We start from the raw sequence: 13,245 nt of genomic DNA on the forward strand, positions 1-13,245 counted from the left end.
AGACCCATCGCATGCCCATGTTCGTCGACACCTCGCCTCCCGGCCAGTGCATCTTCTGCCGCCTGGTAGCGGGCGAGATCCCGAGCGCCACCGTGTACGAGGACGACCACACCATCGCCTTCATGGACATCGGCCAGGTCACGCCGGGCCACGTGCTCGTGGCCACCAAGCGGCATGCCGCCACGCTGTTCGACACCACGCCCGCAGAGGCCGCCGCCGTGATGCAGACGGCCCGGCGCGTGGCGCTGGCCGTGCGCGCGACCTTCGATCCGGCAGGCCTCACGCTGCTGCAGGCCAACGGCGCCGAGGGCGGCCAGACCGTGGGCCACGTCCACATGCACGTGGTGCCGCGCCACGCCGATGACGGCATCACCTTCACCTGGCCGCGCCAGGAGCCCCCGGCCGAGGTGCTGGCCGGCTACGCGCAGCGCCTGCGCGCGGCGCTGTAGCGGCCGTCGCGCCCGGGCGGGCGCGTGAACTTTTCGCCGCCGCGTGGACTCTGCCTGTTCCATGCACCCTCGACGCCGCTGGATCGCCCCTTCCCTTGCCGCCCTGGCCCTCGCCGTGAGCGCCGGCTGCGCCACGCTGGACGCCAAGCAACGCGAGTGGATCTTCCAGCCCAGCGACCGCGTCTGGGGCGGCATCCAGGACACCGAAGGCATGGAGGACGTATGGATCGCATTCGACTCCGCCACCACCGGCAAGCCAGAGCAATTGCACGGCCTGTGGCTACCCGCGGCCCGGGCCGACGCGCCGCTGCTGCTGTACCTGCACGGCGCGCGCTGGAACGTGTCCGGCTCCGCTCCCCGCATCCGGCGCATGCAGCGACTGGGGTTTTCCGTGCTGGCGGTGGACTACCGGGGCTTCGGGCGCAGCAGCGCGGGCCTGCCTTCCGAAGCCACGGCGCTGGAGGATGCGCAGGCCGCCTGGGACTGGCTGGCGCGGCAGGCGCCGGGGCGTGAGCGCTACATCTTCGGCCACTCGCTGGGCGGCGCCATCGCCATCGACCTGGCCGCGCGCGTGCAGGACGAGAGCGGCACCATCGTGGAAGGCACCTTCACCAACATTCCCGAGGTGGTGAGCACCTTCAAGTGGGGCTGGCTGCCCGTGTCGCTGCTCATCACGCAGCGCTTCGAGTCGGCGCGCAAGGTGGCTGGCATCGGCTCGCCACTGCTGGTGGTGCACGGCAGCGAAGACCGGCTGATCCCCCCGCGCTGGGCCGCAGGCTGTACGACGCCGCGGCCGAGCCCAAGCGCTTCGTGCTGGTGGACGGCGGCACCCACCACAACACCAACGACCGGGGCCACGCACAGTACCGCGAGGCCCTGTCCGCGCTGTTCGGCCTGCCGTTGCGCACGATGGCATTGCGCTGATACGGCATCTGCTACCCTCGCGCGCACCATGTCCGTCCCCTCCGCCGCCGTCGGCGCGGATGACGCGCCCGCGCTGCCCATCCGTCCCGGCCTTGCCATCGTGGTGCTGGCGCTGCTGCTGTCCATCCAGCCCGTCACCACCGACCTGTACCTGCCCGCCCTGCCCGCGCTCACGCGCAGCCTGGGCGCGCCCGTGGCCGCGGGCCAGCTCACGCTGTCGGCGCTGCTGCTGGCCTTCGGCTGCTCGCAGCTGCTGTGGGGGCCGCTGTCGGACCGCTTCGGCCGCCGGCCCGTGCTGCTCGCGGGGCTGCTGCTGTACACCCTGGCCTCCGTCGGCAGCGCGCTGGCGCCGACCATGGCGCTGCTGGTGGCCTGGCGCACGCTGCAGGGCGTGGCCATGGGCGCGGTGGTGATGTGCGCGCGGGCCATCGTGCGCGACCTGTACACGCCGCTGGCCGGCGCTCGCGCCATGTCCAAGGCGCTGACGGGCCTGGGCCTCATCGCCTGCCTGTGCGCGCCGCTGGGCGGGCTGCTGACCGAATGGCTGGGCTGGCGCGCCGCGCTGCTGGTGCTGACGGCCTATGCCGCCGCCACGCTGGCGCTGATCGCCCTGCGCCTGCCCGAGACGCTGCGGCAGCGCAACCCCCAGGCCCTGCGCCCGGCCACGCTGGCGCGCACCTGGGCGCTGGTGCTGCGCTCGCCCACGTTCTGGGCGTTCTCGCTGCAGACCACGGCCAGCTATGGCGGGCTGTTCACCTTCCTGGCCGCCTCGTCCTTCGTCTACATCGAGGTGCTGGGCCTCTCGCGCACGCAATACGGGCTGGTGCTGCTGTCCACCGCGGTGGCCTACCTCGTGGGCACGCTGGCATGCCGCCGGCTGCTGGCGCGCGTGGGGCTGCGGCGCACGGTGGCCATCGCCGGGGCCTTGAGCGGCAGCGGCGGCCTGCTCATGGCGATGGCCGCGCTGCTCGGCTGGCACAGCGTCGCGGCGCTGCTGCCGCCGTTCTACCTGTTCATGTTGGGCCACGGCATCCACCAGCCCTGCGGGCAGTCGGGCGCGGTGGGGCCGTTCCCGCAGGCGGCGGGCGTGGCCTCGGCGCTCAACGGCTTCATGATGATGCTGGCGGCCTTCGCCATCGGCTTCTGGCTGGGCCATGCGCTGGATGGCACGGTGTGGCCGCTGGTGCGCGGCGTGGCCTTCTGGTCGGTGCTGCTGGCCCTGATCGCCTGGACGCTGGTGCAGCGCCATGGAGAGCCCCATGCTTGAGCCCATCGCGCTGGCCGGCCCCACCGCCAGCGGCAAGACCGCCGCCGCCCTGGCCATCGCCGAGGCGCTGGCCCCGCGACTGCCGGTGGAGATCATCAGCGTCGACTCCGCCCTGGTCTACCGGGACATGGATATCGGCACCGCCAAGCCCACGCGCGAGGAGCTGGCCCGCGTGCCGCACCATCTCATCGACATCCGCGACCCGCTGCAGCCCTACAGCGCTGCCGAGTTCGTGCAGGACGCCACGCGCCTCATCGCCGAGATCCGTGCGCGCGGCGCGCTGCCGCTGCTCGTGGGCGGCACCATGCTCTATTTCAAGGCGCTCTTCGACGGCATCGACGACATGCCCCCCGCCGACCCCGCCGTGCGCGCCCGCCTGGATGCGCAGGCCGCCGCGCTGGGCTGGCCCGCCATGCACGCCGAGCTGGCCCGCGTGGACCCCGCCACCGCCGCCCGGCTGGCCCCGGGCGACAGCCAGCGCATCCAGCGCGCGCTGGAGGTATGGCACCTCTCGGGCAAGCCGCTGTCGAGCTTCCACACTACAAAAACAAGAGCTGCCAGCGCTTGCCAAATAAGCGCTGGAGCCCTTTTTCCTTGGAACCCAGCAACCGCGCCTGGCTGCACGAGCGCATCGCCCGGCGCTTCCACGCCATGCTGGCCGAAGGCTTCCTCGACGAGGTGATCCGCCTGCGCGCGCGCGGCGACCTGCACCCCGACCTGCCCAGCATGCGCTGCGTGGGCTACCGCCAGGCGTGGGAATCGCTGGACGGCCTGCACCCGCTGGCCACCCTGCCCGAGCGCGGCATCGCCGCCACGCGCCAGCTCGCCAAGCGCCAGATCACCTGGCTGCGCGGCATGCCCGGGCGCCACGCCATCCCCTGCGACGCGCCCGACGCCACGGCGCAGCTCGTGCAGGCCGTGCGAACCCGGCTGGAGCGCGTGGACGCATGACCGCGCTGCTGCGCGTCGAAGGCCTCGCCAAGCGCTACGGCGCGTCGACCGTGTTCGAGAACGTGCACTTCACCGTGGCAGCCGGCGAATTCGTCGCCATCGTCGGCGACTCGGGCGTGGGCAAATCCACCCTGCTCAACTGCCTGGCGGGCCTGGACACCTGGGACGCCGGCCGCGTGCTGCACGCCGGCACCGACCTAGCCGTGCAGGGCGAAACCCAGCGCGCCCTCTGGCGCCGCGCCCACGTCGGCTTTGTGTTCCAGGCCTTCCACGTGCTGCCGCACCTGGACGTGGCGCAGAACGTGGGCCTGCCGCTGATGCTGCTCGGCCGCGCGGACACCGCGCGCGCGCGGCAGATGCTGCAGGCCGTGGGCCTCGCGGACCTGGGCGAGCGCCTGCCGCAGCAACTGAGCGGCGGCCAGCTGCAGCGCGTGGCCATCGCCCGCGCCCTGGTACACCGCCCCGCCCTGCTGCTGGCCGACGAGCCCACGGGCAACCTCGACCCCACCACGGCCACGCAGGTGCTGGACCTGCTCGTCGCCCAGACGCGCCAGCAGGGCGCGGGGCTGGTGCTGGTCACGCACTCGGACGCGGCGGCGGCGCGGGCGGACAGGGTGCTGCACCTGACGGCGCGGGGCGTGGCGGCAGCCCGCTGATCCAGGCCGCTGCGGCCCTGAAGCCAAAACAGGCTCCAGCGCCCATCCAGCAAGCGCAAGCAGCTACTCTTTCCGGAGCATCGGTAGCTTATTCGATGCCCAGCACCGTCTTCATGGCAGCCCAGGCCGTGCCATTCAGGCGGGAGGAATAGGTGAGCACCTGCCCTTCGTCGGTGATGGCCGCCGGCGCGCGGAAGCCGAACACGTTGCCGTCATATTCCGTGTAGCCCCGTGCCACGCCGCCCATGTAGGCCTGGCCGGGGAAGCTGGCGAAAGTCAGCAGGCGCACGCCGTTGACCGTGGAGATCGTGAACGCGCTTTGCGAATGCGCCACGCACGTCCCCAGGTCGTTGTAGGCCGGCGGAGTGGATTCACAGGCATAGAACTGCGCGTTGGAGGCATCGATGAAGGCCACGCGCAGCACGTGGTTGGCATCGACCGGCCCCATCAGACCCATCGTCGTTGCACGCACGGTCGCAGGCGTCGCCAGGCTCACCGCGCTGGCCGGCCGGCCGGCGACCATGCCCTCCAGCGCCGTGAAGCCGAAGCGGTCCGTCGCCGTGTTGTTGATGTAGGCCGGCGAGCGGTTCAACTGCGCCGATAGGCTGGTGCGCAGCTGCGATCCCGTAGGGAACGTGGCAGCGCCCAGGACGACCGGATCCATCTCGATGGAGCGGTCGTGGCGGATGCCTTCGGCCTCCAGCGCGGCGTCACCCGCACGCAGTTGGGCCACCACCTCCGCCATGGACTTGCCGCCCACGTCCTGCGTCGTCACGAGGAAGGACGCGACCGCGGTGGACTGGTTGCACAGCAGCGTGCGTGCGGGGCTGCCCAGCGTGGCCAGCCGCGGCACGGTGTCGTCGCAGCGGGTCCAGCCGCTGCGGGTCAGGGTGACTGCGGGGAACAGCACCTCCTTCGCGGTGGCCGCGCCGCCGGTCTTGCCGGCTCGCGCCTCGAACTGGCGCGCGTAGCCGTCGGCCTGCACCACGCCGTCGGAGATGCGCTCGCGGTAGACGTAGTTCTGGGCATCGCCGTAGTTCAGGAACCCGAGCTGGCTCGACGCCACGGCCGCCGCACCGGGCGCCGCCACCTGGATGGGCGCGCCCAGCTCCAGCGCGTAGGCCGTGACCTTGGCCGCCGTGCGCGCCGTGTCGGGAAGGACGGCGGAGGCCGAGGAGGGGTCGCCCTGGTAGTCGTAGATCTTGGCGGCGCTGATGCCGAGCTGGCGGGCCACGGCCGCCTCGGCCGCATCCAGCGCCATGCCGCCGGCCATGGCCTTTTGCACCAGCGTGGTGAGCGGGTTGATCTGCGCGGCCTTGCCGGCGGGCGCGGACAGCACGAAGCCCTTGGCCGTGGCCGTGCTTGCGGGGTCTGCCGCATCCACGGATTCGGGCGTCACGCGGGCGAGCACCGCGGCTCCGTTGAACGCCGTGGCCGCCGCTGCATCGGCAGGCTGGTAGGTGAGCGTGTACTTGCCATCGCTGCCGGTGGCGGGCGCGCTGGGCTCGCCGGTATCGCAGGTGCCATTGGCATTCAGGTCCACGCACACGGCGGCCTTGCTCACGGCTTGATCGATCAGGACCGTGCCCGACAGCGTGACGGGCTGCGGCGTGGTGCCGCCGTTGCTGTCGCCGCCTCCGCTGCCGCCGCCACAGGCATAGAGGCTGGCAATGAGGCTGCACAGCAGCAGCGGGCGCACGGGATGGGAGGCAAGGAAAGCGGAAGAGTGGGAATGCATGGTGTCGGTAAAAAAGAGGAACAGACCAGCCAACGATATTTCCGACACACATCAAACAAAATGATGCAAATGCACTATCCTGGCTTCCATATGCCCGCAAGAGGTAAACAGGGAGACACCGCCATGTATGAGGCCCGCTTCGACGTCTTCAGTGCCCTGCTGCTGAAGCGCTGCCGCGCATCGGCCGCATTGGCGCAGGCCCAGCACTAGGCACGCTGGTAGCCCATGCTGGCCGACTACAGCCATCTGCTGCTGCGCCTGTACCGGCTGTCGCACGAGCAGCCGGTAGACCGTTTCCAGGACGAGGCCCTGGAGCTGCTCAAGCCTGTGCTGCCCTTCGACTCGGCCATGTGGGGCTCGGCCACAATGACGGCGCAGGGCATCGACATCCACACCATTCACCTGCACCGCCAGCCGGCCGAGATGCTGACGGCCTACGAGGAGGTCAAGCACCTGGACACGGCCGCGCAGGCGGTCACCCTCCGCCCCAGCGAAACCATGGCCTTCGACGCGCGGGCATGGTTCAACGGCCGGCACCAGCGCGCCCTGCTCGACTATGGCCGGCGCTTCGAGCAGTCGCATTTTTTCATCGGCGGCACGCTGAACCCTGCCACGCGCTTCACGCGCTGGCTCTCGCTGTTCCGCGCCAGTCCCGAGGCCCACTGCAGCGAGGGCGAACGCCAGTTGCTCGGCACGCTGATGCCCCACGTACAGCAAGCCCTGGAACTCAACCGCCTCACGCACCTGAACCAGCTGGCCCACGCGCCGGGCGGCGCCCGCCTGGGCTCGGCCCTGGCCGACCCGCGCGGCATGGTGCACCACATGGACGCTGTCTTCGAAAACGCCCTGCGCACCGAGTGGCCAGGCTGGCTGGGCCCCCGGCTGCCTGGCCCGTTGGTGGCCGCCGGGCAGCGCGGCGAGCCGCGCCTGCTCGCGCGCACCCTCGCCATCGCGCTGCACGCACAACACGGTCTGCTGTGGCTTCGCGCCCGCCCTCGCTGCGCGGCCGATGCGCTCTCGCCCCGCGAGGGCACGGTGGCCCGCCTGCTGGCGCTGGGCCTTACGCACAAGCAGATCGCAGCCCGGCTGCAGCGCTCTCCGGCCACGGTGCGCAACCAGATCCAGTCGGTCTACGACAAGCTGGGCGTGTCCAACGTGGCCGCGCTCATCGACGCGCTGCGGCAAGCGGATTGAAAACTAAAAGAGCATCCATCGCTTGTGCCCCAAGCACTGGATGCTCTTTTTACGATAGCAGCCGCTTACTCGATCGCCAGCCGCTGCGCGCTGCCGCCCTGCTTCTTGGGCAACACCAGCGTCAGCACGCCGTTGTCGTACTTGGCCTTGGCCTGCGACGCGTCCAGCTCCGTGGGCAAGCGGAAGCTGCGGGCCACGGCGCCGAAGTAGCGTTCGCTACGCAGCACCTTCTCGCCGTCCTTCTTCTCGTCGTGCTGGCGCACCTCGGCGCGCAGGCTGACCACGTCGCCTTCCACGCTCACGTGGATGTCTTCCTTGGGCACGCCCGGCACCTCGGCGTGGACGGTGTAGGAGGCTTCGTCCTCCTTCACGTCCACCTTGATCTGCGAGGGCTGGGGCAGGCCGTCGCCGTGCAGCGGCCGCACGTAGAAGCCGGGAGCGAAGTCCTTGAAGAAGTCGTCGAACAGGCTGCCGCGGGATACCAGAGAATTCATTTTCAAACTCCTTGGATGGGTTGGTGATCCGGGGCCGCCGGGGCGGCGTCCCCTCACCGGGTAAATACGTACGCCCCTTCCGCTTTCAAGGGCCAGGGCGCACGGTTCTGATCTGGCGCAAACCCCGCCGCAACACCCGCGAACGCCTGGATACGAATTGTCAAGAAAAGTCCCGCCCAGCCGTGAGGCATCGCGCAAGGGTTGCGCTGAGAGCTCAGGCCTCCACAATGGACCGGCGATCAACCGACTCGGGAGGAACCATGGATCTCAACACCTTCTCGCAGGCGCTGCAGCAATCGCTGGGCGCCCACATTCCCCAGATCCTCGGCGCGCTGGCCATCCTGGCGCTGGGCTGGCTGCTGGCCGTCATGGCACGGGCCGCCACGCGGCGGGTGCTGCGCATGGCGCGGCTGAACCAGCGCATCGGCGAGAGCGCGGCCACGCCCATCGACGCCGAAACGCCCGCCGCCACCGCCGTCTTCTGGCTGGTGCTGCTGGCCACGCTGGTGGCCGTGCTCAACACGCTGGACCTGACGCTGCTGTCCGCCCCCTTCGCCAGCATGGTGCAGGACGTGGTGGGCTACGTGCCCCACCTCGTGGCCGGTGCCGTGCTGGCGCTGGTGGCCTGGCTGCTGGCCGTGGTGCTGCGCGCCGTGACCACGCGCGCGCTGGCGGCCACCACGCTGGACGAGCGCCTGTCCGAAGAGGCGGGCATGGCCCCCATCAGCCGCAGCGCGGGCAACGTGCTGTTCTGGCTGGTGATCCTGTTCTTCCTGCCGGCCATCCTGGGCGCGCTGCGGCTCGAAGGCGTGCTGGACCCGGTGCGCGACCTGCTCGGCCGCATGCTGGCCTATGTGCCCGGCATCTTCGGCGCGGCGGTGATCGCCATCGCGGGCTACGTCGTGGCGCGCGTGCTGCGCGCGCTGGTCACCAACCTGCTGGCCGCCGCGGGCAGCGACCGCCTCAACGCCTGCATCGGGCTCGACCCGGCCGTGCAGCTCTCGCGCCTGGGCGGCACGCTGGTGTTCATCCTGGTATTCGTGCCCTCGCTCATCGCGGCGCTGGACGCGCTGCAGGTCGAGGCCATCTCGCGCCCCGCCACGCAGGTGCTGCACCAGATCCTGGGCGCCGTGCCGCACATCATCGCGGCGGCCGTGATCCTGCTGCTGACGTGGTACGTGGCCAAGTTCGCCGCCGGCCTGCTCACCAAGCTGCTGGAGAGCGCAGGCTTCGACAGCCTGCCGGCCAAGCTGGGCCTGTCGCACGCGCTCTCGGGCGCCACCAGCCCCTCGCGCCTGGCGGGCGCCGTGGTGCTGTTCTTCGCACTGCTCTTCGGCGCGGTGGAGGCCGCCTCGCAGCTGGGCTTCTACCAGGTGAGCGACGTGGTGACCACCTTCATCACCTTCAGCGGCGACATCCTGCTGGGCAGCGCCATCCTGGTCGTGGGCTTCTGGCTCTCGGGCGTGGCCGCCACGGCCATCCGCCGCGCCAGCCCCGAGGGCGGCCAGCTGGCCGCCAACGTGGCGCGCTTCGCCATTCTGGGTCTGGTGATCGCCATGGGCCTGCGCGCCATGGGCATTGCCAACGAGATCGTGCAGCTCGCCTTTGGCCTCACGCTGGGCGCCATCGCCGTGGCCGTGGCGCTGGCCTTCGGCCTGGGCGGGCGCGAGGCGGCGGGCAAGCTGCTCGACCACTGGCTGGCCAAACTGCGCCGCGACTGACCGGCAACGCCCCCATACAGGCGCCCCTATCCCGGGGCGCTTTTTTTGCGCCACACAATCCCCTTCATGCGCGCCCTGTTCCTCACGTTCTCCTGGCAAGACCTGCGCCGCCACCCCTGGCGCAGCCTCGCGGCCGTGGTGGCGGTGATGCTGGGTGTGGCACTGGCGTTCGCGGTGCACGTGATCAACACCTCGGCCCTGGACGAGTTCGCGCGCGCCGTGCGCGTGGCGGGCGGCCAGAGCGACTTGCAACTGCGCGCCGCGCAGGGCCCGCTACCCGAAGCGCTATACGCCACCGTGGCTAAGCACCCGCAGGTAGCGCATGCCAACCCGGTGCTGGAACTGCCCGCCGTGGCCTGGCATGCCCAGACGCGCGTGCCGCTGCGCGTGGTGGCGGCCGATGCGCTGCTGCTGCCCGCCACCGCGCCCGCGCTCATGCCCCGCGCGTGGGAGGGCGCCGACCGGCTGGCGATGCTCGCGCCCGCCACGGTCTTCCTCAATGCGGCGGCGCTGCAGGCGCTGGGGCTGGACAGCGCCCCGCAGACCATTGACCTGCAAGCCGGCCTGCAGCGCCAGAGCGTGCGCGTGGCGGGCACGGTGGCCGCCGCGGGCGGGCCGCTGGCGGTGATGGACATCGGCGCCGCGCAGGATTTCTTCGGGCGCACCGGCCAGCTCTCGCGCATCGACCTGCGGCTTGCGCCCGGTGCCGACCGCGTCGCGCTCGCCCGGGAACTGCCCGCCAACACGGTGCTGTCCGAACCCGGCGACAGCGCCGCGCAGGTGGACCAGCTCTCGCGTGCCTACCGCGTCAACCTCACCGTGCTGGCGCTGGTGGCGCTGTTCACCGGCGCGTTCCTCGTGTTCTCGGTGCTCGCGCTCGGCGTGGCACGGCGGCTGCCGCAGTTCGCGCTGCTGGCCGTACTGGGCGCCACGCCGCGCCAGCGGCTGGCGCTGGTACTGGCCGAGGCCGCCGCGCTAGGCCTGGCGGGCAGCGCGGCCGGCATCGCCCTGGGCACGGCGCTGGCCGCACTGGCGCTGCGCCTGCTGGGCGGGGACCTGGGCGGCGGCTATTTCACCGGCGTGCGCCCGCCGCTGCAGTGGAGCCTGCCCGCCGCCCTGCTCTACGGGATGCTGGGCACGGCCGCCGCGCTGGCCGGCGGCTGGTGGCCCGCCCGCACGGCCCAGCGGCTGCCGCCCGCGCAGACGCTCAAGGGGCTGGGCCTGGCCGACACGCACCCCGCACGCGGCGGCATTGGTATGGTTTTGATAGCTGCCAGCGCTTTACTGGCAAGCGCTCCACCCGTTTTTGGCATACCCCTGGCGGCCTACGTGTCGGTGGGCCTGCTGCTCGTGGGCGGCATCGCCCTGCTGCCCTGGCTGGTGCAGGCGCTGCTGGGCGCGCTGCGCCCCTGGGCCGCGCGCGGCCCGCTGCGGCTGCTGGCGCTGGAGCGCGCACGCCGCATGCGCGCCACCGCCGCCGTGGCGGTGGGCGGCGTGGTGGCCTCGCTCAGCCTGGCCGTGGCGCTGACGGTGATGGTGGGCAGCTTTCGCGGGTCGGTGGACCAGTGGCTGGACGCTGTGCTGCCCGCGCCGCTCTACGTGCGCGCGGCGGGCGGCCTCACGGGCGACGACGCCGCCGTCTTCCCCCGGCTTCGCCGACGCCGTGGCCCGCCTGCCCGGCGTGGCACGCGCGCAGGCCCTGCGCACCAGCAGCGTGCAGCTCGCGCCCACGCGCCCGGCCGTGGCGCTGCTGGCGCGGCCCCTGGCGCCGGACCCGGCCCACGCGCTGCCGCTGGTGGGCCCGCCGCTGCCGGTGCCGCCCGGCCGGGTGGGCGTGTACGTGAGCGAGGCGGTGGCCGACCTCTACGGCGCACGGCCCGGCGCGGACTGGCCCGCACTTTCACAGTCTTTTGTGCCTGCAGCGCAATCGGGACAAGCGCAAGCAGCTTCTTTTTTCATAGCAGGCGTATGGCGCGACTACGTGCGCCAGCACGGCGCCATCGCGCTGGATGCGGGCGATTTCACGCGCCTGACGGGCGACGCGCGCGCCAGCGACCTCGCGCTGTGGCCCGCGCCGGGCGCGGATGTGGCCGCGCTGCGCGCCGCCGTGCAGCAATTGGCGCGCGAGCGGCTGGGCGCCGACGCTGCGGCGCTGGACTTCACCTCGGCCGGCGCGATCCGCGCGCGCTCGCTGGCCATCTTCGACCGCAGCTTCGCCGTCACCTACTGGCTGCAGGCCGTGACCATAGCCATCGGCCTGTTCGGCGTGGCGGCCAGCTTCGGCGCGCAGGTGCTCGCGCGGCGCAAGGAGTTCGGCCTGCTGGCGCACCTGGGCCTCACGCGCCGGCAGATCCTGGCCGTGGTCGCCGGCGAGGGCGCGGCCTGGACGGCCGTGGGCGCGGTGGCGGGCACGCTGCTGGGCCTGGCCGTGGCGGTGGTGCTGGTGCACGTGGTCAACCCGCAGAGCTTCCACTGGACGATGGACCTGGCCGTGCCCTGGCCGCGCCTCGTTCTGCTGGGGCTGGCGGTGGTCGCTGCGGGCACGCTCACGGCATGGGCGGCGGGCCGCACCGCGGCGGGGCGCGACGCGGTCACGGCCGTCAAGGAAGACTGGTAGGCTGCGGGCCTGTTCCACGCCAGCCTCCGCTTCACCGCGCCTCTTTCCCTCCATGGTTGCAACCGTCATCGTCGGCATGCTGTGCGTGCACCTGCTGTGCTTCGCCGTCATGTTCTGGCTGATCGGCAGGCGCCTGCAGGGCAGCCCGCTGGGCATGGATGCCTTCGCCCTGGGCAATGCCATGCTGGGCTCGGCCTATGTGCTGCAGTTGCTGGGCGACGGGTCGGACTGGGGTGCATCCGTCGTAGTCAACCACACGCTGACGGTGTGCACACCCGTGGTCTATTGGGTGGGCGCCATGCGGTTCTTCGGCCGGCCCGCCCCCTTGCTCAAGCCGGTGCTCGCCCTGGCGCTGACCTATGCGGCCGCGCAGGTGCTGGTGCAGTGGCTGGCGGGCCCGGTCGCCCGCTACGCGATGCTGGCATTCGTCATGGCGCTGATGTTCCTGGCCATGACCGTGGCGGTGGTCCACGCCATGCGCGGCATTGCCAGGGACCTGCGCGTGGAGATGGCGCTTTTCGCGCTGCTCATCGGCGGCCTGGGCGTGCTGAACGCCATCAAGGGCGTGCTGGTGGTGCAGGACGGGCTGGACGCACTGGACATGAAGCACCGCTTCCAGGTCATGTTCTATGTCTACATGTCCTTCCTGGCCACGGTGCTGGCGCCGTCCATGATCTGGCTCGTGCTGCGCCGCCTGACCGACGCGCTGCGGGCCGCGGCGGCGCGCGACCCGCTGACCCACCTGCTCAACCGGCGCGGCCTGCTCGCGGGGCTGGAGGGGCATTTCGGCGCCCGCACCGCCGGGCCCGCGCGCCTGCTGCTGCTGGACATCGATCATTTCAAGCGCATCAACGACACCCACGGCCACAAGGCCGGCGACGTGGTGCTGTGCCGCGTGGCCGAGGTGCTGCGCCGCACGGTGCGGCGTGCAGACCTGGCCTGCCGCACCGGGGGCGAGGAGTTCGTCATCGTCTGCCTGGACACGGACGACGAGGGCGTGATGCGCCTGGCCGAGCGCGTGCGCCTGGCCATCGAACAGCAGGCGGTGCCCATGCCGGGCGCGAAGGAGCCGCTGCGCTGCACCGCGACCATCGGCATTTCGCGCGCCTTCCACAACCCGGACGGGTTCGACGCGGCCATGCAGGAAGCCGACGCCGCGCTCTACCGCGGCAAGGCGTCCGGGCGCAACCGCATCGAGTGGGGGCGCTGAGCCATGGTGGCGACCGGCGCATGC

General features: G+C 71.7%; 8 protein-coding genes and 3 pseudogenes. 9 read left to right on the plus strand and 2 right to left on the minus strand.

Translation table 11 applies throughout. The features are described 5' to 3' along the window. Nucleotides 1–11: 11 nt before the first annotated feature. From AAG689_RS15590 to AAG689_RS15610, 5 genes and pseudogenes are all read left to right on the plus strand, one after another. Nucleotides 12–449: an HIT family protein gene (locus AAG689_RS15590; protein ID WP_406622794.1), complete on the plus strand. Its 438-nt coding sequence runs from the start codon at nucleotides 12–14 to the stop codon at nucleotides 447–449. Nucleotides 450–510: 61 nt separating this feature from the next. Then, a pseudogene (locus AAG689_RS15595) lies at nucleotides 511–1,373 on the plus strand (alpha/beta hydrolase). A gap of 28 nt (nucleotides 1,374–1,401) precedes the next feature. Then, a complete protein-coding gene (locus tag AAG689_RS15600) occupies nucleotides 1,402–2,640 on the plus strand; it encodes a multidrug effflux MFS transporter (RefSeq protein WP_406622795.1) in 1,239 nt (412 codons plus the stop codon). Then, nucleotides 2,633–3,591, plus strand: a pseudogene (gene miaA, locus AAG689_RS15605) (tRNA (adenosine(37)-N6)-dimethylallyltransferase MiaA). Before AAG689_RS15600 ends, miaA begins: the two are co-directional and overlap by 8 nt. Beyond that, nucleotides 3,588–4,247, plus strand: coding sequence for an ABC transporter ATP-binding protein (locus tag AAG689_RS15610; protein WP_406622796.1), 660 nt, complete (start codon nucleotides 3,588–3,590; stop codon nucleotides 4,245–4,247). The pseudogene miaA and the gene AAG689_RS15610 overlap by 4 nt, the downstream one beginning before the upstream one ends. 88 nt (nucleotides 4,248–4,335) lie before the next feature. Here AAG689_RS15610 and AAG689_RS15615 read toward each other — a convergent pair whose 3' ends face one another. After that, nucleotides 4,336–5,985, minus strand: a complete 1,650-nt coding sequence (locus AAG689_RS15615) for a hypothetical protein (RefSeq protein WP_406622797.1) — start codon at nucleotides 5,983–5,985, stop codon at nucleotides 4,336–4,338. A 225-nt stretch (nucleotides 5,986–6,210) separates the two neighbouring features. Here AAG689_RS15615 and AAG689_RS15620 point away from each other — a divergent pair, with 225 nt between their 5' ends. Continuing rightward, entirely contained in the window at nucleotides 6,211–7,179 is a 969-nt protein-coding gene (locus AAG689_RS15620; protein WP_406622798.1) for a response regulator transcription factor, read from the plus strand. 65 nt (nucleotides 7,180–7,244) lie between these two features. Here AAG689_RS15620 and AAG689_RS15625 read toward each other — a convergent pair whose 3' ends face one another. After that, complete coding sequence (locus AAG689_RS15625; RefSeq protein WP_406622799.1) at nucleotides 7,245–7,673, minus strand: Hsp20/alpha crystallin family protein; 429 nt, start codon at nucleotides 7,671–7,673, stop codon at nucleotides 7,245–7,247. A gap of 260 nt (nucleotides 7,674–7,933) precedes the next feature. Here AAG689_RS15625 and AAG689_RS15630 point away from each other — a divergent pair, with 260 nt between their 5' ends. The 3 genes and pseudogenes from AAG689_RS15630 to AAG689_RS15640 all read left to right on the plus strand — a co-directional run bounded on the left by AAG689_RS15630 (nucleotide 7,934) and on the right by AAG689_RS15640 (nucleotide 13,221). Continuing rightward, nucleotides 7,934–9,394, plus strand: coding sequence for a mechanosensitive ion channel (locus AAG689_RS15630; RefSeq protein ID WP_406622800.1), 1,461 nt, complete (start codon nucleotides 7,934–7,936; stop codon nucleotides 9,392–9,394). A gap of 66 nt (nucleotides 9,395–9,460) precedes the next feature. Beyond that, a pseudogene (locus AAG689_RS15635) lies at nucleotides 9,461–12,011 on the plus strand (FtsX-like permease family protein). A 52-nt stretch (nucleotides 12,012–12,063) separates the two neighbouring features. Beyond that, nucleotides 12,064–13,221, plus strand: a complete 1,158-nt coding sequence (locus AAG689_RS15640; protein ID WP_406622801.1) for a diguanylate cyclase — start codon at nucleotides 12,064–12,066, stop codon at nucleotides 13,219–13,221. The last annotated feature ends 24 nt before the right edge of the window (nucleotides 13,222–13,245 follow it).

Origin of the sequence: Acidovorax sp. SDU_ACID1 (genome assembly GCF_045291395.1) — a bacterium.
Lineage (GTDB): Bacteria > Pseudomonadota > Gammaproteobacteria > Burkholderiales > Burkholderiaceae_C > MR-S7.

Bases quoted from the DNA above. Each gene is read 5' to 3' on its own strand.
- AAG689_RS15590 (WP_406622794.1), top strand. From the start codon at position 12: ATGCCCATGTTCGTCGACACCTCGCCTCCCGGCCAGTGCATCTTCTGC.
- AAG689_RS15600 (WP_406622795.1), top strand. From the start codon at position 1,402: ATGTCCGTCCCCTCCGCCGCCGTCGGCGCGGATGACGCGCCCGCGCTG.
- AAG689_RS15610 (WP_406622796.1), top strand. From the start codon at position 3,588: ATGACCGCGCTGCTGCGCGTCGAAGGCCTCGCCAAGCGCTACGGCGCG.
- AAG689_RS15615 (WP_406622797.1), bottom strand. From the start codon at position 5,985: ATGCATTCCCACTCTTCCGCTTTCCTTGCCTCCCATCCCGTGCGCCCG.
- AAG689_RS15620 (WP_406622798.1), top strand. From the start codon at position 6,211: ATGCTGGCCGACTACAGCCATCTGCTGCTGCGCCTGTACCGGCTGTCG.
- AAG689_RS15625 (WP_406622799.1), bottom strand. From the start codon at position 7,673: ATGAATTCTCTGGTATCCCGCGGCAGCCTGTTCGACGACTTCTTCAAG.
- AAG689_RS15630 (WP_406622800.1), top strand. From the start codon at position 7,934: ATGGATCTCAACACCTTCTCGCAGGCGCTGCAGCAATCGCTGGGCGCC.
- AAG689_RS15640 (WP_406622801.1), top strand. From the start codon at position 12,064: ATGGTTGCAACCGTCATCGTCGGCATGCTGTGCGTGCACCTGCTGTGC.